Raw genomic sequence first — 18,197 nt, forward strand, 5'->3', positions numbered from 1 at the left:
AAGTGCACCGCACGGTTTCCGAACGAGGCGTATCCCTAGCTCGCTTCGCTACGCTCGCCATGACGGCTGGCGCCGCGAAACCGTCACCAGAAACCGAATGCCGGTCTAGCCGCCCATCTCCGCCACGGCGTCCGCGATATGCCCTGGCGGCGGCGCCTCAATGCTGATCGCCTCCCGCTTCGGGTAGAGCGGGATCGTCAGCGTCCGCGCGTGCAGGTGCAGGCTGCCGCCTCGGGGGCCGCTGCCGTAGATCGGATCCCCGAGGATCGGCCAGCCGGAGGCGGCGCAATGGACCCGGAGCTGGTGTGTGCGGCCGGTGACCGGCTTCAGCTCCAGCCAGGTCCGGCCGCCGGCGCGGCCCAGGACGCGCCAATGGGTCAGGGCCGGGTCGCCCGCCGGGTCGGCCTTCATCCACCAGGAGCGCGGATCGTCGGAGCGGCGGGCCAGCGGCAGGTCGATCCGGCCGGTTTCCGCGTCGGGGCCGCCCTCGACCACGGCCCAGTAGGTCTTGTCCACGGCGCTGCCGGCAAACAGCTTGCCGAGCCGCGCGAGCGCCTTGGCGTGGCGGCCGAGCGCCAGGCAGCCGGAGGTGTCGCGGTCGAGCCGGTGCGCGGCCTCGGGGCGGCGGGGCAGGCCGAAGCGCAGGCCGTCGAGATGGTCGGTCAGGGTCTCGCCGCCGCGCGGGCCTGGATGGACCGGCAGGCCCGGCGGCTTGTCGATGACGAGCAGCAGGGCATCGCGGTAGAGGAGGCGGGCACCTATGTCGAAGGTGAGGGACATCCGGTCGGGCCAGGGCGCGCGCCGCCGAAGCGGCGGCCGGTTCGGCGCAGGCGAGCGCGTCAAACCAAGGACTTGGAGCCGTTGCCGTTTGCAACGCGGTCGGCAACGGCTCTAGGGGTTCGGCATCGGGTCGGCAAGCTGGGGCGAGGACGAGGTTTCATGGCGAGCGAGGACAAGCCCGGCTGGTTCGGGCGCCTGTTCGGGCGCAAGGGCCAGAGCACGGGCGACGGCACGGACGCGCACAAGGCGGAGACGGAGCTGCCTGCGGATGCGCCGGCCTCGCCCTCCGAGGGCCAGCCCGACTACGCCACCGGGGCCGAGGACGTCGCCCATATCCCGCTGCCGCCCGAGGAGACGGAGGCCCCCGTCGCCGACGCGGTCGAGGGGGCGGACCTGCTCCCGATCGAAGGCGAGCCCGAGCGGCCGCCCGCCGGCACGGCCGGGGACGATCCCGCGCACGGTGCCGACCCGGTCGATACCGGGGACGTGAACCGGGAGCCGGTGGTCGCGCCGATGCCCGACATCCAGCCGGTGGATTCCGCCGCCGCGCTCGCCCACGATGCCGGCGCCGGGCCGGACCGGGAGCCCGAGGCCAAGGGCTGGTGGACCCGGCTCACCTCCGGGATGAAGCGGACCTCGTCGGCCCTGACCGACCGGGTGACCGGCCTGTTCACAAAGCGCAAGCTCGACGCCAACACCCTGGAGGATCTGGAGGACGCCCTGATCCAGGCCGATTTCGGCCTCGAGACCGCGACGCGGATCTCCGACGCGGTCGGCAAGGGCCGCTACGAGAAGGGCATCTCGCCCGACGAGGTCCGGGCGATCCTGGCCACGGAGGTGGAGCGGGCGCTGGATCCCGTGGCGGTGCCGCTCGTCATCGACAGCACGAAGAAGCCGTTCGTGATCCTGACCGTCGGCGTCAACGGCGCCGGCAAGACCACGACTCTGGGCAAGCTCGCCTCGAAGCTGCGCGCGGAGGGCCGGACCGTGATGCTCGCGGCCGGCGACACGTTCCGGGCGGCGGCGGTGGAGCAGCTCAAGGTCTGGGGCGCGCGCACCGGCACCCCGGTGGTGAGCGGCGGGGAGGGGGCCGACGCGGCCGGCCTCGCCTTCGACGCGCTGAAGCAGGCGGGGGCCGCCGGGACCGATGTGCTCCTGATCGACACCGCCGGACGGCTCCAGAACAAGGCCGGGCTGATGGCGGAGCTGGAGAAGATCGTCCGCGTGCTGCGCAAGCAGGACCCGGAGGCGCCGCACGCCACGATCCTCGTCCTCGACGCCACCGTCGGCCAGAACGCGATCTCGCAGGTGGAGCTGTTCTCCCAGGCGGCGCCGGTCTCGGGCCTGGTGATGACCAAGCTCGACGGCACGGCCCGCGGCGGCATCCTGGTGGCGCTGGCGGCCAAGTTCGGCCTGCCGGTGCACTTCATCGGCGTCGGGGAGGGCGTGGAGGATCTGGAGCCGTTCGCGGCCCGGGACTTCGCCCGGGCGATCGCCGGGCTGGAGAAGGATTAGTGCATCGTCCCGAAAGGTGGTTGCCGGCTTTCGGATCAAGACGGTGCTTCAGGGGCCGACGCGCAGCACGTCGGTCCGGGCGAAGTCGTCGCCCTTGAACAGGAGCGGCGCGTTCAGCGACCGGGCCAGCGCGTAGGCGAAGCAATCGCCGAAGTTCAATCCGGCCGGGTGCCGGCCCTTGCCGTAGCGGGCGAAGGCGTCGGCGGCGATCTGGGCGAGGGCGTGGTCGACCGGGACGACGGCGATGCGGCGTGCCCGAATCCATTCGTCGAGCACCGCGCGCCCGTCGGCCGCGCGCGAGGCGACGATGGCGCATTCGAGATACGTTGCCGCCGCCATCGCGGGGCTTTCGGCCAGCGCCAGCACACGTGAAAAGGCTTCCGCCTCGGGTTCTCGACGCTGGATCGCGATGAAGGCTGACGAATCGACGACGATCACGCCGGAAGACCGCTCGCGTCGTAGGCGAGGATCTCCTCGATCGGTCGTGGATCCACGATCCGGCTCGCTTCGAAGCGATGCCGCATCGTCTCATCGGCGGCCAAGCCCTCGGCGATGCGGCGCTCCCGATCCTCCGCCACCCGCGCCCGCTCCCGCCGGAGCAGCTCGAGCAACAGATCCGACGCGGCGCGGTGGGTGGTGGCCGTGAGGTCGGCGAGGAGCGCCTCGACCTCGGCATTGTCGATCGTGATGGACATCGTGAGCCCCCCGTTCCACACAGCCCCGAAACCGCCAGCCCGGCCTCCAGCCTAACGCGAGGGCCGCATCCGAGCCAACTGACGCGCATGCAGATCGAATCCGTTCCCCCCCGCCGCCATCTGCCGCCGCTCGTGAAGCTGGCGCTGGAGCTCGGGCCCCTCGTCATCTTCTTCCTGGGCAATGCCTATTCGGAACGCCTCGGCGTCGCGCCCGACCAGAAGCTGTTCGTGGCCACCGGGGTGTTCATCGCGGCGACCGTGGTGGCGCTGGCGGTGCACTTCGTGCTGGTGCGGCGCCTGCCGATCATGCCGCTCGTCTCCGGCGTGGTCGTGGTGGTGTTCGGCGGCCTGACGCTGGCCTTGCAGGACAAGACCTTCATCATGGTCAAGCCGACCATCGTGAACGCGCTATTCGGCACCGTGCTGCTCGGAGGCCTCGCCTTCGGGCGCTCGCTTCTGTCGGTGGTGCTCGATTCGATGTTCAGCCTCACCGAGGAGGGCTGGCGCAAGCTCACCTTCCGCTGGGGACTGTTCTTCTTCGTCCTGGCGGCCCTGAACGAGATCGTGTGGCGGACCCAGACCGAGGATTTCTGGGTCAATTTCAAGGTGTTCGGCATCATGCCGATCACCGTGCTGTTCGCCCTGGCCCAGACGCCGCTGCTCAGCCGCTACGAGCGCAAGGAGCCGCAGCCGGGCGAGTGAGAGTCAGCGCGCCTGCGCGACCTTTCCGGCCGCCCGAATCCGCGTGAGCACGCTGGCGTAATTGTCCGGCGTGAGGATGCCGACGAGCTTGTCGCGGATCACCCCGTCCGGCCCGACCACGAAGGTCTCAGGGACCCCGTAGACGCCGAAATCGATCGCCGCGCGCCCGTCGGCATCGGCCCCGACGGCGCTGAACGGCACCCCGTGCCGGGCCAGGAAGCGCTGGCCGGCGGCCGGGTTCGGCTCCTTGTAGTCGATGCCGACCAGCCGGATGCCGGGCTCCCGGGCGAGCCGCATCAGCATCGGGTGCTCGACCTGGCAGGGCGCGCACCACGAGGCGAACACGTTGATCACCGTGATCTGGCCCTTCAGGTCGGCGCTGGACAGGCCTGGCACCGGGGCGTCCCCGACCTTGAGCCCCGGCACCGCCGGCAGGCTGAAGCTCGGCACCGGCTTGCCGATCATCGCGGAGGGCAGGGCGGCCGGGTCGGCGCCCGAGCGCAGGCGCAGGAACAGCACCGCGGCCAGCGCGGCAAACGCCAGCACCGGCACGACCAGCAGCAGCGACCGTCGGACGGGGGGCGGCCGGTCGGTAAGGTCGTCGCCGGTCACCGCCGATCCTCCCCGAAACCCCTGAGGGCGCGCAGCTGCGCCCGCCGGTCGCGGATCGCGTTGCCGATCAGGCCGGCCATGACCAGGGCCGTGAACGCGTAGGCGGCGACGATGAAGCCGCCGTGGGAGCCGAGATCCATCGGGAATATCCTAGACCGGCTGCCCGACCGGCATCCCGGCGGGCTTCGGCGTGAGGCGCGGCTGCGTGCGGTCCAGGCGCTCGGCCTCCCGGATCGTCAGCGTCCGCACCCGGCGGCGCATGATCTCGGTGCGCATCGCGTAGAGGTGGAGCGTCGTGCCGCCGAGCGTCGCGGCGCCGATCATGATCAGCAGCGGGTAGAGCATCGACGGGTCGATGGTCGAGCCGCCCATGCGCAGGATCGAGGCCGGCTGGTGCAGGGTCGACCACCAGTTCACCGAGAACTTGATGATCGGCAGGTTCACCGCGCCGACGAGCGTCAGGATCGCCACGGCCCGAGCCGCCCGGTTCGGCTCCTCCAGGGTGCGCCACAGGGCGATGATGCCGCAATAGATCAGCAGCAGGATCAGCATCGAGGTCAGGCGCGCGTCCCAGACCCAGTAGGTGCCCCACATCGGCTTGCCCCAGAGCGAGCCGGTGACCAGGCAGATCAGCGTGAAGGCGGCCCCGATCGGCGCAGCGGCGCGCTGGGCGACGTCGGCCAGGGGATGGCGCCAGACCAGGGTGCCGATCGCCGACAGGCTCATGGCGCCGTAGAAGAACACCCCGAGCCAGGCCGCCGGGACATGGATGTACATGATCCGCACGGTCTCGCCCTGCTGGTAGTCGGGCGGCACGACGAAGAAGGTCAGGTACAGCCCCAGGCCGACGAGGGCCGCCGACAGGGCGGCGAGCCACGGCACCAGGGCGCCGGACCAGCGCATGAAGTGGCTGGGGTTCGACAGGCGGGTCCAGAGGGAAGGCGTCATCGCGGCTCGGTCTCGGACAGCGTCCCGGCGGTCCGGTCTCGGTCGCGTCATCGCGCCCGAAAAGCCGGCCTCCACCTTTTCCGGACGAGCTTTAGCGCAGGGTGCGGTGCAGCAACAATGCGGCCATTCTCCGCCGATACTGCATCGGCGTGCACAGCATCTGCCGGCGAAAGGCGGTGCGGAACGCGGTCTCGGAGTCGTAGCCGACGGCATACGCGATGGATGCGACGCGCGCATCCGAGCTGCGCAGCCGGTCGGCCGCGAGCTGCATCCGCCAGCCGGCGAGATAGGCCAGCGGCGGCTGCCCGACCACCGCCCTGAACCGTTCTGCGAACGTCGTGCGCGACATGCCGGCGCGGCCGGCCAGCTCCGCGAGCGTCCAGCGCCGCGCCGGCTCGGCATGCAGGGCCGAGAGCGCCCGCGTCAGCCGCGGATCGGCGATCGCCCCGAGCCAGCCGGCCGGCCGCCCGGAGGCAAGCCAGAGCCGCAGCACCTGGAGCAGCATGATCTGCGCGAGATGGTCGGCCATCAGGGTGCCGCCGGGCGCGCTCAGCCGCAGCTCGGCCGCCAGCTGCTCCAGAGCCCAGCGCAGGATCGCGGCCTGGTTGGTGGCGTCCCGGACATGGACGATGGCCGGCAGCGCGTCGAACAGAAGGCCGGCCGGAGCGCCCTCGAAGAAGAACCGCCCGCCGATCAGGAAGAAGGCGCCGCCGCCGTTGCAGGTCGCGATAGTGTCGGCCGCGCGGTCGTAGATCGTGGCCGCGTCGATCGCCGGCAGTCCGGGATCGGTGGCGAGGCGGAACGGCCGCCCGCGGGTCAGCAGGAAACAGTCGCCGGCCGCGATCCGGACCGGCTCGGCCTCGCCCTCCACCGACACCCAGCAGGCGCCGCGCATCACCGCGTTGAACTTGATCCCGTCATGGGCGGGGAAGCGGATCGCCCAGGCGCCGCCGGCATCGAGCCCGGCGCTCAGCACGCTCCGGGGCTTGAGCAGGGACAGCACGTCGGAGAGCGGATCCATGGCGACGACCGGACGCCCGCGTCGGATTCGCGGACGGCGCAGCATGGAGCGTCCGGCACCGCGGGTCGATCATCCCGGGGATACGGCGGCATCGCTTCGCCGCCGCGGAGCAGGACCATGATCGATCACCAGAATCCCCTCGGATCGGGCTTCGGCCCCCGCAGCACCGCCGCCGACGTCCTGGCCGGGCGGGACCTGACGGGGCGGCACGCCCTCGTCACCGGGGGCCATTCGGGCCTCGGCCTGGAGACCACCCGGGCGCTCGCGGAAGCGGGCGCGACGATCCTGGTCGGCGCCCGCGATCCGGACGCCGCCCGGATCGCGACCCAGGCGATTCCCGGAGTCACGGTCGGGACCCTCGACCTGGCGGACCTCGCCAGCGTCCGGCGTTTCGCCGAGGGCGTCCTGGCCGCCGGCCGGCCGATCGACTGGCTGATCAACAATGCGGGCCTCATGGCCTGCCCGGAGATGCGGGTTGGGCCGGGCTGGGAGGCGCAATTCGCGACCAACCATCTCGGCCATTTCGCCCTGACCAACCGCCTCCTGCCGCTGCTCCGGCCCGGTGCCCGGGTGATCGCGGTCTCCTCCGCCGGGCACCACCTCTCGCCGATCCGCTGGGACGATCCCCACTTCGCGTCCGGCTACGACAAGTGGCGCGCCTACGGCCAGGCGAAGACCGCCAACGCCCTGTTCGCGGTCCATCTCGACCGGCTCGGCCGGGACCGGGGCATCCGCGCCTTCTCGCTGCATCCGGGGAAAATCCTCACGCCGCTCCAGCGCCACATGACCCGGGCCGAGATGATCGCGGAGGGCTGGCTCGACGCGTCCGGCGCGCTGGCGGACCCGACCTTCAAGACGCCGGCCCAGGGCGCCGCCACCCAGATCTGGGCCGCGACCGCGCCGCTGCTCGACGGGCTGGGCGGCCTCTATTGCGAGGATTGCGACGTGGCCGTGCGGGCGGAGGCGGCCGGTGAGCCGTTCGTGGGCGTCAAGGCCTATGCCGTGGATCCCGAAGAAGCTGAGCGGCTCTGGGCGCTGTCCGTTGAACTGACCGGAACCGGGTTTTTCGGGCTTTCCAATTGTGCCGCTTCCGGATCGCGTGAGGCGTGACGCCGTCCGCGAGGGGGATTTCGATCTCCCGCTCGCGGCGCCTAGTCACAGCGAGGCGGGTATTCCGGTCCCTCGATGACCTCAGGGCGGCGCGCATGGTCAGCCGCCTGCCGGAGATCCGGCGTCGCGGGGCGCACCGGTTCGGGGAGGCGACGCCGCACACCTCGATGCCTTGGCGAAACGCAGGCGCGTCCGTCAGCGTCTCTGCGATGAGCTAGTCCCCTGGACAGGGCCGGCCGGGCCGAGGATGGCGGTGCGCGTCTCGAGTCCCCTACGCCGTGTCCCGCTGGCCGCGGCGTGCCGGAAAGAAGGAAGGTTGTCATGAGGCAACGCCGGCTCACGACCGCGCTGCTGGTCCTGCTCCTGCCGGGCGGCAAGCCGGCCGCCGCAGCCCCCGCACCGACCGCCATGGCGGCTCCAGGCCTGGTAAGACCGGCTGCGACCCGCGCCGATTTGCCGTCGGGGGCCTGCGACAAGACGGAGGACGGTTTCACCGCGTTCCTGAACGCGATCGTGACCGATCCGGCTTTGCGTGCAGCCTACAGCGCTCCCCAGATCGCCGAGCGCGACCTGAACGACCCGGCCAGGCCGGTCGCGCGCCCCATCGAGCCGTTCCGGCTGACCCTGATCGATTACATGTGGTCCTACGACGAGCCCGGCCGCGACCCGGGCAAGCTGGCGCGGGTCGAATTGAGCTTCACGCTCGACGGCGACCGGATGCGCCTGGGTCTCGTCCGGGCCAAGTTCTCCCCTGAGGGCAACCTCATCCGGACGTTCGGCCCGCCCGAGGCCTATGTCTTCGAGCACAGGCAGGGCTGCTGGCGCCTGGTCGAGCATCTGCGATAGCCGGCGCGATCCCCGTCTTGCGCGAACCGCCGGTCGTCGTGAGGAGCGGCGATCGACGCCACGACCGGGCTCGGTTTCGAAACACCAACTCGGACAACCGGAATCGACGGTTGCGCGGCCGCGCAAGCCGCCCGCGCGGGATCGCCGAAGCGGACCTCCGGATTCCGATCGCTACGCGGTGCAGGACGACGAGCGCGACGCGGTCGGCTCGTGTAGCGCTTCATAACGGCTCGGCCATGCGCCACCGGGGCGGCTTCGCGGCTCCCTGAATGCGCGGGTCGTGCGCGCCCCTGTTGCGCCGGGATGCTCGTCGGAACGCACGCGACCGAGCCGGGCGCAGCCGCGATAGCCCGCGCGCGGATGCCGAATATTTCATCTGAAGCGCGGTTCCGTGAACTTGTCATGGCGATGCAATCCCGGCGGCGGCAAATCGACATGCCTCTTCGGCGTCAATCGGCGAAATAAAGTCCAGCGTCGCGCACAATCGAAGTCGATACGGGATCACCCGGTGGCGGTGATGCGACGGTCTGACTGTGAAATGGAATTGGATATGACTAAGTCCCGGTCCAAAATCGGCTATCGCGTCTGCCTGTCCTCGATTGCCGCGATCTGCGCGCCATTTTATCTGTCGGATACCGCGTCTGCCATGGACAGGCATATGAAATCGATGGAGGCCTATTCCATCGGTTTGGGCCTGACTCACGGCATCGCCTATTTCATGGATCAGAGAGACGGATTGCTGCTCGTCGTCACGACGGCCGCGGAGGGTGGGGCGGCCACGCGATTTGAGACGCTTCTCGGAACGCCGGAACAATCCGTCACGCTCTCTGCGCCCCGCGCTTCTGGCCAACCGGCGATGCATGTGACGTTCACCCGGTCGGCTGACGGTCTTCGGGTTTCCGATGACGCGCCGGACGTCGAGTCCGCCCTTTCGCTTTCCGAGCCGGAGGAGGCCGCGACACCTGGCAATTACGCTGCCGCGCACAGCAAACACTGAGTTCATGCGGACGCGGGCTGATCCGCCATCGGCGTCTTCAGCCTTCGTGAGCGTGTTCGGCGCGTTCACGAACGGAGGGGGCCGGCTCATCGCAGCCCCAGCGGCCAGCCTCCGTGGTTCCGCGCTGTCACCTGCGATGCCCAGGTCCGGACATGCGGTCCCAGCGTTTGAACGAGCGCGGTCAGTGGATTTCCGCCGGTCCGCTTCTGAGCGCGAAACGCAGGACGCCGACGCCGCCGTCGCGCCCATCTGCGGCGATCCCGGGCCTTCGAACTGTCTGCGCGTCGGTGGTTCGGCGACCCGCTACGTCCTGCGGGTGAGCGAGAGGGCGAAACCGGAGGGTGCGTGCGTCGGCCCGAGACCGTTCGGCTCAACGCAACGCGGCTCGTTTCTCGAACAAGGAGCGTTGCAGTCTGTATCGAGACTGTCAATTGATGTCCTCGGCCAAGCCGTTCAGCCGGCTTGCAGGAATGTCAGCGCAGTCTGCAGACATCGAACAGGTCATTCCTGTCGGTCGGTTCAGGGAGAGCTGTGATGCCGGGTCAATTCGCCCTCTCGCTCGTCGCCCTCAGCTTGCTCGGCGCCCCGGCTATCGCTCAGACCGGATCGGTGAGGCAGGCCCTGGTTGCGGGAGAGCGGGTGGTGGATCTGCCGCTCGGCGACGGTCTGGGCCAGCGCGTCCTCTACGACGCACCGCCTCACCCAAGGGCGACGCTGGTCATGCTGCCGGGCGGCTCCGGTGACATCGGCGTTCGGCGCGACGGCGACCTGCGCCACGCGGACAACTTCGTGATCCGCACCCGGGCGGACTGGGTGGCAAGGGGCTACGCCGTGCTGATCCCCGACACCGTCGATCAGGCAAACCTGCGGGGCGTGCGAAGCTCCCCGGCCTACGGCCGGCTGGTGGACGGCCTGGCAGCCTACGCGCGGGATCAAGCCCCTGTGCCCGTCTTCCTGGTCGGCACCAGCCAGGGGACGATAGCGGCGATGAACGGGGCCTCCCACGCCCGGCCGGGCTTGATTGCGGGCCTGGTGTTGACCGAGTCCGTGTCCGTGCCCGGGCGACGGAGCACCGAGACGGTCTTCGACGCGGATCCGCAGGGCGTGCGCGTTCCGGTGCTGGTCGTGGCCAACCGCGACGACGCCTGCGACGTGGCTCCGCCCGAGATGGCCCCCCGCATCGCCGCGGCCCTGACGCACGCGCCAGACGTTCGCGTCCTCGCCGTCGCCGGCGGTTTGCAGCGGTCGGACAGGGCCTGCGGCTCGCTCTCGCCCCACGGTTACTACGGCCTTGAGCAGCAGGTGGTGGAGGGGATCGCCGGGTGGCTCCGAACGCACGGCGGCTGACCGCCGGCACATGTACGGGCCGCTGCCACGTGGACCGGTCCCGCGCGTCGTGGACGCGACCACGACGCGCGGTCGAGCCGCGCGCGCTGAGGGCTGCGGGAACGTCGGGTTTCGACAGGACGCACCGACCAACCCGAGGTCTAGGTTGGGTGGATTCGAGACGGCCCGCTTCGGGGGTGCAAACCGGCCGAAGCGGATGCGCGGAAACCGTGATCGAGACGCTAGACCTGTTGCATCCCGCCATCGACGCACAGTTCGGCTCCAGCGACGAAGCTCGCCTCGTCGCTCAGGAGGAACAGTGTGGCCGCAGCCACTTCCTCAGGGCGCGCCATGCGGCCGAGCGGGATCGGTGAGATCAGCGCCGCCCGCCCCGCCTCCGGCACGCTCGCCATCATGGCGGTGTCGGTCGGGCCGGGGGCCACCACGTTCACGCGGATGCCCTGGGGGGCCAGTTCCGCGGTCCATGTGCGCGCGTAGGAACGCAGGGCCGCTTTCGTGGCGGCGTAAGTTCCGTAGGGCGTCACCCCCATCACGTCTGCGATGGAGCCCACCAATACGACCGCTCCGCCCCGCCCCATCGCGCTCAGCGCCGCCTGCAACCCGAAGACAGCGCCACGGACGTTGACCGCAAAGTGCCGGTCGAAATGCTCGACCGTCCCGTCGCGCAGGGTCGCCGGTTCCGAGATGCCCGCGTTGAGGACCAGCGCGTCGATCCGGCCCTGCGTCTCCCGCACCGTCGCCACGACACGGTGCAAATCCGTCTGTGAGGCTGCGTCTGCGACGAGACCCCGCGCACCGCGCCCGATCCTCGCGGCAGCTGCCGCGACCTCGTCGGCACGCCGCCCGGTGAAGACGACCGACGCGCCCTCGATCGCCAGCCGCTCGGCGATCGCCAGGCCGATGCCCTTCGCGCCGCCAACCACGAGAGCAACCTTGTCCACCATACGCGCCATCGCGGCATCCCTTCATCTGCGACGGCGCATGAGATACAGATCGTATATCTGCTATCAAGAACGCACTTAGGTTAGCCTAGATATGGCCGATGATACCGACCTGGATGCCCTGTCCGCGAGCGCGCTCGCCAACATGGCGCGGGTCCGCCCGGTGCTGGACAAGATCGCCGATAAGTGGACGATCCTGATCCTTACGGTGCTCTGCCCGCGGCCGGCACGGTTCAATGCGATCAAGCGGCGGCTCGATGGCATCACGCACAAGGCGCTGGCGGACGCCCTGAAGCGGCTGGAGCGCAACGGTCTGGTGACCCGGACCGTGCTGCCGACCGCACCCATCGGCGTCGAGTATGCGATCACCCCGCTGGGCCATTCGCTACGTCAGCCCTTCGAGGCGCTCTGCGCGTGGGCACTTGATCACGGCGCAGCGATTGAGGCGGCCAACCACGTGCATGACCGCATCAAAACGAAGCCGTGAGAGCGCGGCCGCTTACGGTTCGCCCGATCTTGAGCCGGTATGTCTTATCGCGGTCGTTTTCTGCCCGTCCGCCTATGACAGTGACTATCTTAGAACGGACACAGCCGCAGGGACTGCTCACGACCGAGGCCGTGTGAGATGGGCGGACCGGTCCGCAACAAGACCCGTCCCGCCGCCTCTCCGAGAACAGGCCGCAACCGGCCGGCCATCCTTCCAGCCTTAGACGTTGGTCAGCGTCCAAGGTCGCATCGCCTCCGGGCCAATGACGTCGGGTGGCGGTTTGAAGGTGCGTGCCGCGCCCCGCATCGCCTCGGCACGGCGGCGGAAGCCGCTGCGGCGGCGGTAATCGCGTCGGACCGTCTCAGACGGGGCAAGGGGTGCCTCCGCGAGGTTCTGTGCACAGATCACGTCGACGGCGGTCACGCCAAGCAACGCCACGAGGGTGATCAGCACATTGTCCTTGCGCGGATTATCGCCCTCAAGCCCGGGCAGGACCGTAGCGATGTCGAGGGCGTCGCCCGCGACACGCGCTGAGACCCAGGGGGTCGGATCACGCGAGCCCAAGATCCCGACCCCCTGTAGGAGTTCCCGCACGCCATAGGCTCGGATGACAGGGGCTGCGCGCGGCATTCCAAGCCAGCGCGCGATGGCACCGCCACACGCCACCTCGGTCAGCCCGAGGCCGATCGAGAACCAACCTAAGCCTTGAGCGAGCTCCCTGGTCGCGGGATCTGGTCTTCGGCGCGGGTCCGCAGTGAGATAGCTCGGCAGCGAAGAGCGCACAGGCGCACGCCCCGGATCGCGTTGAGATGTACCGTCGGACATGCTGACTTCCTCGCTGCCGCGATGGGGGCGAAGTGGCCAGCCCGCCGCAGCGCGACGGGCTGCGGAACCACTTAGGGTCTGAGCACGACCTTGATGCAGTTGTCCTTCTTGTCGCGGAAGGTCTTATACATCTCGGGCCCTTGATCGAGCTTGGCCCGATGGGTGATGACGAAGGACGGATCGATCTGCCCGTCGTCGATGCGCTTGACGAGGTCGTCCGTCCACCGGTTCACGTGGGTCTGACCCGTGCGGATGGTGAGACCCTTGTTCATCAGGGCTCCCATCGGCATCTTGTCGACAAGCCCACCATAAACGCCCGGGATCGAAAGGATGCCGGCGGGGCGACAGACGTAAATCATCTCGCGCAGCACCGAGGCCCGGTCGCTCTCGAGCATCACCGACTGCTTCAGTCGGTCGTAAGCATGTTCGAGCGCGCGCGGCGAATGCGCCTCCATGCCGACGGCATCGATGCACTTCTCCGGGCCCTTGCCGCCCGTGAGGTCGTTCAAGCGCTCGACCGTGCTTTCCTGACTGTTGTCGATCGTCGTCGCACCGCCCGCGCGCGCCATTTCCAGGCGCTCGGGCACGCTGTCGATGCAGACCACCTGCTTGGCCCCGAGCAGGAGCGCGGATCGTAGCGTCATCTGGCCGACGGGGCCGGCGCCCCAGATCGCGACCGTATCGGTCGGCTGGATGTCGGCCTGTACGGCCGCCTGCCAGCCGGTGGGGAAGATGTCGCCGAGGAACAGGACCTGCTCGTCGCTCAGGTTTTCCGGCACCTTGATGTGCGTCTTGTCGGCAAACGGCACCCGGACATACTCGGCTTGCCCGCCCTGATAGCCGCCGGTGAGGTGTGTGTAGCCGAACAGGCCCGCTGTGGTGTGCCCGAAGGCTTTGTCGGCGATATCCTTGTTGCGGTTCGAGCGTTCGCAGACGGAGAAATAGCCGCGTTTGCACTGATCGCACTCACCACAGATGATCGTGAACGGCACGACGATGCGCTCCCCTTTCTTGAGAGCGCCTTTGACGCCTTTGCCGGTCTCGACGACTTCGCCCATGAACTCGTGGCCCATGACGTCGCCCTTCTCCATGCCGGGCATGAAGTGGTCGTAGAGGTGCAGATCCGAGCCGCAGATCGCGCAGGCGGTGACCCTGATGATTGCGTCGCGATCATCCTCGATCTTGGGGTCCGGGACCGTATCGCAGCGGATATCCTGAGTGCCGTGCCAAACCAGTGCTCTCATGGACCGTCTCCCCAATCAGGAGGAAGGATTCTCGACTCTGCTCAAGGGTGCTCCTGCATAGAATGTATTCGCGCCGGAATGTTTCCCGGGTCTACACTATAAAAACCAATTGTAATAAAATGACACCCCGTTCTTACCTTGACCATTGTAGATATTGGCCGCGAAAGCTGGACGATAGGCGGCCATTGACGCGAAGACTTGGCGGCGCTCGGAAGAGGCGGCGTTCCACACCAGCTGCGCGGATCCGAGGCCGGGCATGGGGCCCGCCCTGGCGGAACGGCGCAGCGCTCAACGACGTCCGCGTCCTCGACGCCTGACATGCTGGGACGCCTCCGTGCACGCCATAGGACCGGACGCGGGTTAGGACCGCCTCATGCCCGAAGCCCCAAGGGCTGTCCGCGCGGCCCATATCGGTCGATGGCAGCACCCCTCATGCGGACCCGTTTCGGTCCCCAGGATCCGTCCCTGCGCTCGCAATGAGGGTGGGGCAGCGGCGAACCTGCCGGTTTTCCGAACCGCTCCCCGATCCCGAAGTGCCGGAGAGGGCTTCGAAGCCGGCGTTCCGCTAGCCCCGCGTTTTCCGGAGGACTTCGTCGAGGTCCCGCGATCGTCGGTCGCCAGACAGGACCGAGATAAAGAGTCGCGGCGATCGGGCCCGGACGACGCCGCGTCGCGTGCTGGGAAGCGAAAACCGGACGCCCGCGCATCACCGCCCCGCCTCAAGCCGATCCCCGAAACCGAACCCTCCCCGCCTGCCTCCGGCACGCCCGCGCGCACTGACGCAGCCCTACCCAATCGACAGGGCGAGCGCGCCGCAGCCCTTGCGCACGCCCCCGCGATCACGCATATACGGTGAAACAAAACAGGAACAAAGAGCGTCGCCGTAGAAAGCTGTGGATGACGCAGCTCTCTCACACCGGAACGAGCCCCGCATGCGAACCGCCGACAAGCAGATCGCCGACATCCTAGTGCGCTACGGGGAGCCCTTCGGGGGCAACGTCTGGCGCGTGCAGGGCACGGCCGTGATCTATCACAAGACCCTGGAGCGCATCGCCGCGCAGGCCGGGATCGTGTTCGATCCGCCGACCATCATCCGGGCCGAGCGCGACGAGGCCGTGCTGCTTGTGACCGGGCGCCTGCCCGGGGCCAAGGCCGGCGCGAAACAGACCGCCGACCGGATCGAGTGGTCGATGGGCGAGGCTTTGGTCAACGTGAATTACCGCGTCTCGGGCAAGCAGGCGGCCTACGTCTACGCCATGGCCGAGAAGCGCGGGAAGGACCGCGTCATCCTCAAGCTGATCGAGCTCCACGGCCTGGTCTACTCGGAGGAGGAGGCCGACGAGTTCCGCGCCCAGCTGCCGACTGTCCGGGCGGTGGACGAGGATTTCGAGGAGGCCCAGCCCTTCGACGAGGTCACCGAGGCCGAGGGCGACCTCAAGCGCCGGATCGACGAGGCCGAGACGATCAACGCGGTGACCGACCTGATGCTCGACGGCGCGACCCAGGCGATCCTGGCGGCGATGCCGCCCGGCACCCGCGACGAGGTCCGCGACTACGCCAAGGCGCGCCTCGTGTCTTTGGGCTGGCCGAAGCGCACCGGCCGCCGCAGCGCCGCCTGAACCCCCATACCATCCCCCAACCGCAGGAGACCGCCATGCATCGCGCGCCGAGCCGCCGTACCCTGAAGGCCCGCCGGGACCATCACCGGAACTGGAGCATCGAGACCCTGTCCTACAGCCCGACCCGGATCGTGCGCCTGGGCGAGGAGAAGGTCGCGATCCTGTTCCCGCCGGTGGAGCCGGGGGCCGAGTGGCAGCTCTACCCGCATCCCGACACGTTCCCGGGGCTCAATTTCGACGGGCTGCCCGAGCCCCTGCGCCCGGAATTTCTGGGGTTCTCGGACCTGCCCGCCGTCGAGCGGTTCCTCGGCATCGGCGACGTGGCGCCGACCGCTTTGGCGGCCTGATCAGGCCGGCGGCCAGGGGGCGCCCCGGTGGAGCGCCTCGGCCTCCGGGGTGAAGGTCCGGGGATCGTCACCGTGCAGCACCAGGGGCGGCAATAGGCTTGGCGCCGCCCGGCTGCCCCGTGTCGCGGCGATCAGCACCCGGATCGCCGGGGCCTCGGCTCTGGCATGGACCGGGCGGATCGCGATCCCGCCGTAGCGGCCCTTGAGCGCCTCCAGGCAGGCCGGGAGGGCATCGGCCCGGTGGATCAGCCCGAACCGCCCCCCCGGCCGCAGGATCGTCGTGCAGGCGCGGATCCAGAGGTCCAGGCTGCCCTCGGGGAATGTGTGCGCCGTGGCCTTGCCGGGATGCGGGGAGGGGCGGTGGCGGCCTTCCGTGAAGAACGGCGGGTTGGTCAGGACGAGGTCGAAGCTGTCCGGTTCCAGCCCGGCGGCGCGGCGCTCGGCCGCGGGGGCGAGCATGTCGGCCTTGATCACGGTCGCGTCGAGCCCGTTGAGGGCGGCGTTCGCCCGGGCCAACCCGGCCAGGTCCGGATCGCGCTCCACCAGGGTCGGGCGGCTGCCGGGGTTGAGCGCCGCGCAGGCCAGGCCCACCGCGCCGGTCCCCGCGCCGACATCGCAGAACCGCTCCCCCGCCGCCGGCGCCAGCCATCGGGCGAGCAGCACCGCGTCGGTCCCCGCCCGGTGCGCCCCCCGTTGCGGCTGGTGCAGGCGCAGGATCCCGCCCAAGAACGCGTCCGGCGCGTCGCTCACGGGTCGCGCAACTCGTGGGCGAGCCCGGCATCCTTCAGCAATCGGCGGGCCTGGGGTGCCCAATCCCCCGGCACCATCAGCCGCTGGCCGAACGCCCCGATCGAGCCTTCCATCACGCTCATATGCGTGTCGGCCACCAGGACCGGGATCTCGGCTGCTTCGAGCACCGAGCGGGCGAAGCCGATCAGGACCGGGTCATTCGCGGAAATCAGCACGATCATCGCAATTCTTCGGCGGGAGGCTGGGCTTCCGGCGCATTCGTCGCGTTCGCTGCGCAGGCTCGTCGCACCATATCCCGGTGGCGCCGATGTTGCGGCGCCGCGAGGCGCGTGCGAAGGGATCGCCCGCTCCCTGCGGGGGAACCGGACTGGAGGTCGCGGATCTTGGGTATGGCCCTCTCCATCGAGAATCCGAAGCCCGAGGCCGAGGCGGGGCTGAACGACCTCGTCGCGCTGGTGGCGGACGGCATGGCCCGGGTCAACACCACGATCCTGTCGCGGACCGGCTCCGACGTGGCGATGATCCCGGAGGTGGCCAACCACCTGATCGCGTCCGGCGGCAAGCGCCTGCGCCCAATCCTGACGCTGGCCTGCGCCAAGCTCTGCGGCTATGCCGGCGACGCCGACGGCGACGTGAAGCTCGCCGCCAGCGTCGAGTTCATGCACACCGCGACCCTGCTGCACGACGACGTGGTCGACGAGAGCGACATGCGCCGCGGCCGCGTCGCCGCCCGGATCAAGTGGGGCAACGAGGCCTCGGTGCTGGTCGGCGACTTCCTGCTCGGCCAGGCCTTCCGGATGATGGTCGAGGTCGGCTCCCTGCGGGCGCTCGACATCCTGTCCGCCGCCGCCACGGTGATCGCCGAGGGCGAGGTGATGCAGCTCACCAACGCCAAGAACCTCGAGACCGACGAGGCCGCCTATCTCGCAGTGATCCGCGGCAAGACCGCTGAGCTGTTCGCCGCCGCCTGCGAGGTTGGGCCGGTTCTGGCCGGCCGGCCGAAGGCCGAGCAGGACGCCGCCCGAGCCTACGGGATGAATCTCGGCATCGCCTTCCAGCTCATCGACGACGTGCTCGATTACGGCGGCACCTCGGCCGAGCTCGGCAAGAATGTCGGCGACGATTTCCGCGAGGGCAAGATCACGCTGCCGATCGTCTTGGCCCACCGCCGGGCGAGCGAGGGGGAGCGCGGCTTCTGGCGGCGGACTCTCCAGCAGGGCGAGATCGGCGAGGACGACCTCGGCACCGCCCTGGACCTGCTCCAGCGCCACGGCGCCCTGGAGGAGACGGTGGCCCGCGCCCACCAGTACGGCGCCCAGGCCCGCGCCGCCCTCGACATCTTCCCGGACGGGCCCGTGAAGGCCGCGCTCAACGGCGCCGTGGAGTTCTGCGTCGCCCGCGCGCGCTGAAG

At 69.6% G+C, this 18,197-nt stretch carries 22 protein-coding genes; 10 read left to right on the forward strand and 12 right to left on the reverse strand.

Annotated elements, in window-relative coordinates; translation table 11 throughout:
- Window positions 1-105: 105 nt before the first annotated feature.
- The gene (locus LGR69_RS07380; protein WP_230365628.1) at window positions 106-780 is read right to left on the reverse strand and encodes an RluA family pseudouridine synthase; all 675 of its coding nucleotides are present in this window, start codon (window positions 778-780) and stop codon (window positions 106-108) included.
- Window positions 781-939: 159 nt separating this feature from the next.
- On the opposite strand from LGR69_RS07380, the gene ftsY reads away from it, so the two are divergent.
- The gene (gene ftsY, locus LGR69_RS07385) at window positions 940-2,295 is read left to right on the forward strand and encodes a signal recognition particle-docking protein FtsY (protein ID WP_230365629.1); all 1,356 of its coding nucleotides are present in this window, start codon (window positions 940-942) and stop codon (window positions 2,293-2,295) included.
- A gap of 48 nt (window positions 2,296-2,343) precedes the next feature.
- Here ftsY and LGR69_RS07390 read toward each other — a convergent pair whose 3' ends face one another.
- Together LGR69_RS07390 and LGR69_RS07395 are read right to left on the reverse strand one after the other, a co-directional pair.
- Window positions 2,344-2,733 carry a type II toxin-antitoxin system VapC family toxin gene (locus LGR69_RS07390; RefSeq protein WP_230365630.1) on the reverse strand — a complete coding sequence of 130 codons (390 nt, stop codon included), beginning with the start codon at window positions 2,731-2,733 and terminating at the stop codon, window positions 2,344-2,346.
- Window positions 2,730-2,990 (reverse strand): type II toxin-antitoxin system VapB family antitoxin, encoded by a 261-nt coding sequence (locus tag LGR69_RS07395; protein ID WP_230365631.1) that lies wholly within the window; start codon window positions 2,988-2,990, stop codon window positions 2,730-2,732. The genes LGR69_RS07390 and LGR69_RS07395 overlap by 4 nt, the downstream gene beginning before the upstream one ends.
- 87 nt (window positions 2,991-3,077) lie before the next feature.
- On the opposite strand from LGR69_RS07395, the gene LGR69_RS07400 reads away from it, so the two are divergent.
- Window positions 3,078-3,692 (forward strand): septation protein A, encoded by a 615-nt coding sequence (locus LGR69_RS07400; RefSeq protein WP_050733290.1) that lies wholly within the window; start codon window positions 3,078-3,080, stop codon window positions 3,690-3,692.
- Window positions 3,693-3,695: 3 nt separating this feature from the next.
- On the opposite strand, the gene LGR69_RS07405 is transcribed toward LGR69_RS07400, so the two are convergent.
- From LGR69_RS07405 to LGR69_RS07420, 4 genes are all read right to left on the reverse strand, one after another.
- Window positions 3,696-4,304 (reverse strand): DsbE family thiol:disulfide interchange protein, encoded by a 609-nt coding sequence (locus LGR69_RS07405; protein WP_007561916.1) that lies wholly within the window; start codon window positions 4,302-4,304, stop codon window positions 3,696-3,698.
- Window positions 4,301-4,444: a heme exporter protein CcmD gene (gene ccmD / locus LGR69_RS07410; protein ID WP_230365632.1), complete on the reverse strand. Its 144-nt coding sequence runs from the start codon at window positions 4,442-4,444 to the stop codon at window positions 4,301-4,303. Before ccmD ends, LGR69_RS07405 begins: the two co-directional genes overlap by 4 nt.
- Before the next feature lie 10 nt (window positions 4,445-4,454).
- A complete protein-coding gene (locus LGR69_RS07415; RefSeq protein WP_007561919.1) occupies window positions 4,455-5,252 on the reverse strand; it encodes a heme ABC transporter permease in 798 nt (265 codons plus the stop codon).
- 91 nt (window positions 5,253-5,343) lie between these two features.
- On the reverse strand, window positions 5,344-6,273 hold the full coding sequence (locus tag LGR69_RS07420) for an AraC family transcriptional regulator (protein ID WP_230365633.1): 930 nt from the start codon (window positions 6,271-6,273) through the stop codon (window positions 5,344-5,346).
- Between the two features lie 117 nt (window positions 6,274-6,390).
- Here LGR69_RS07420 and LGR69_RS07425 point away from each other — a divergent pair, with 117 nt between their 5' ends.
- From LGR69_RS07425 to LGR69_RS07440, 4 genes are all read left to right on the forward strand, one after another.
- Window positions 6,391-7,383 carry an SDR family NAD(P)-dependent oxidoreductase gene (locus LGR69_RS07425; protein WP_230365634.1) on the forward strand — a complete coding sequence of 331 codons (993 nt, stop codon included), beginning with the start codon at window positions 6,391-6,393 and terminating at the stop codon, window positions 7,381-7,383.
- 321 nt (window positions 7,384-7,704) lie between these two features.
- Complete coding sequence (locus tag LGR69_RS07430) at window positions 7,705-8,229, forward strand: hypothetical protein (protein ID WP_230365635.1); 525 nt, start codon at window positions 7,705-7,707, stop codon at window positions 8,227-8,229.
- Window positions 8,230-8,737: 508 nt separating this feature from the next.
- Window positions 8,738-9,226 (forward strand): hypothetical protein, encoded by a 489-nt coding sequence (locus LGR69_RS07435; protein ID WP_230365636.1) that lies wholly within the window; start codon window positions 8,738-8,740, stop codon window positions 9,224-9,226.
- Between the two features lie 534 nt (window positions 9,227-9,760).
- The gene (locus tag LGR69_RS07440) at window positions 9,761-10,573 is read left to right on the forward strand and encodes an alpha/beta hydrolase (RefSeq protein WP_230365637.1); all 813 of its coding nucleotides are present in this window, start codon (window positions 9,761-9,763) and stop codon (window positions 10,571-10,573) included.
- Window positions 10,574-10,794: 221 nt separating this feature from the next.
- On the opposite strand, the gene LGR69_RS07445 is transcribed toward LGR69_RS07440, so the two are convergent.
- Window positions 10,795-11,526 carry an SDR family NAD(P)-dependent oxidoreductase gene (locus LGR69_RS07445; protein ID WP_007561929.1) on the reverse strand — a complete coding sequence of 244 codons (732 nt, stop codon included), beginning with the start codon at window positions 11,524-11,526 and terminating at the stop codon, window positions 10,795-10,797.
- 82 nt (window positions 11,527-11,608) lie between these two features.
- On the opposite strand from LGR69_RS07445, the gene LGR69_RS07450 reads away from it, so the two are divergent.
- Window positions 11,609-12,001 carry a winged helix-turn-helix transcriptional regulator gene (locus tag LGR69_RS07450; protein WP_230365638.1) on the forward strand — a complete coding sequence of 131 codons (393 nt, stop codon included), beginning with the start codon at window positions 11,609-11,611 and terminating at the stop codon, window positions 11,999-12,001.
- A gap of 219 nt (window positions 12,002-12,220) precedes the next feature.
- Here LGR69_RS07450 and LGR69_RS07455 read toward each other — a convergent pair whose 3' ends face one another.
- Window positions 12,221-12,826 (reverse strand): cyclase dehydrase, encoded by a 606-nt coding sequence (locus LGR69_RS07455; protein WP_230365639.1) that lies wholly within the window; start codon window positions 12,824-12,826, stop codon window positions 12,221-12,223.
- A gap of 71 nt (window positions 12,827-12,897) precedes the next feature.
- Entirely contained in the window at window positions 12,898-14,070 is a 1,173-nt protein-coding gene (locus LGR69_RS07460) for a zinc-dependent alcohol dehydrogenase (protein ID WP_230365640.1), read from the reverse strand.
- 932 nt (window positions 14,071-15,002) lie between these two features.
- Here LGR69_RS07460 and LGR69_RS07465 point away from each other — a divergent pair.
- Window positions 15,003-15,689, forward strand: coding sequence for a trna delta -isopentenylpyrophosphate transferase (locus LGR69_RS07465; RefSeq protein ID WP_230365641.1), 687 nt, complete (start codon window positions 15,003-15,005; stop codon window positions 15,687-15,689).
- Window positions 15,690-15,724: 35 nt separating this feature from the next.
- Window positions 15,725-16,036, forward strand: a complete 312-nt coding sequence (locus tag LGR69_RS07470) for a hypothetical protein (protein WP_007561941.1) — start codon at window positions 15,725-15,727, stop codon at window positions 16,034-16,036.
- Here LGR69_RS07470 and LGR69_RS07475 read toward each other — a convergent pair whose 3' ends face one another.
- Both LGR69_RS07475 and LGR69_RS07480 read right to left on the reverse strand, forming a co-directional pair.
- A complete protein-coding gene (locus tag LGR69_RS07475) occupies window positions 16,037-16,786 on the reverse strand; it encodes a tRNA1(Val) (adenine(37)-N6)-methyltransferase (RefSeq protein ID WP_230365642.1) in 750 nt (249 codons plus the stop codon). It lies immediately after the preceding gene.
- Window positions 16,783-17,007, reverse strand: a complete 225-nt coding sequence (locus tag LGR69_RS07480) for a putative signal transducing protein (RefSeq protein ID WP_091863063.1) — start codon at window positions 17,005-17,007, stop codon at window positions 16,783-16,785. The genes LGR69_RS07475 and LGR69_RS07480 overlap by 4 nt, the downstream gene beginning before the upstream one ends.
- A 168-nt stretch (window positions 17,008-17,175) precedes the next feature.
- On the opposite strand from LGR69_RS07480, the gene LGR69_RS07485 reads away from it, so the two are divergent.
- On the forward strand, window positions 17,176-18,195 hold the full coding sequence (locus LGR69_RS07485; protein ID WP_007561947.1) for a polyprenyl synthetase family protein: 1,020 nt from the start codon (window positions 17,176-17,178) through the stop codon (window positions 18,193-18,195).
- Window positions 18,196-18,197: the final 2 nt, after the last annotated feature.

The sequence above is a fragment of the Methylobacterium brachiatum genome (assembly GCF_020523825.1).
GTDB classification, from domain to species: Bacteria; Pseudomonadota; Alphaproteobacteria; order Rhizobiales; family Beijerinckiaceae; genus Methylobacterium; species Methylobacterium brachiatum.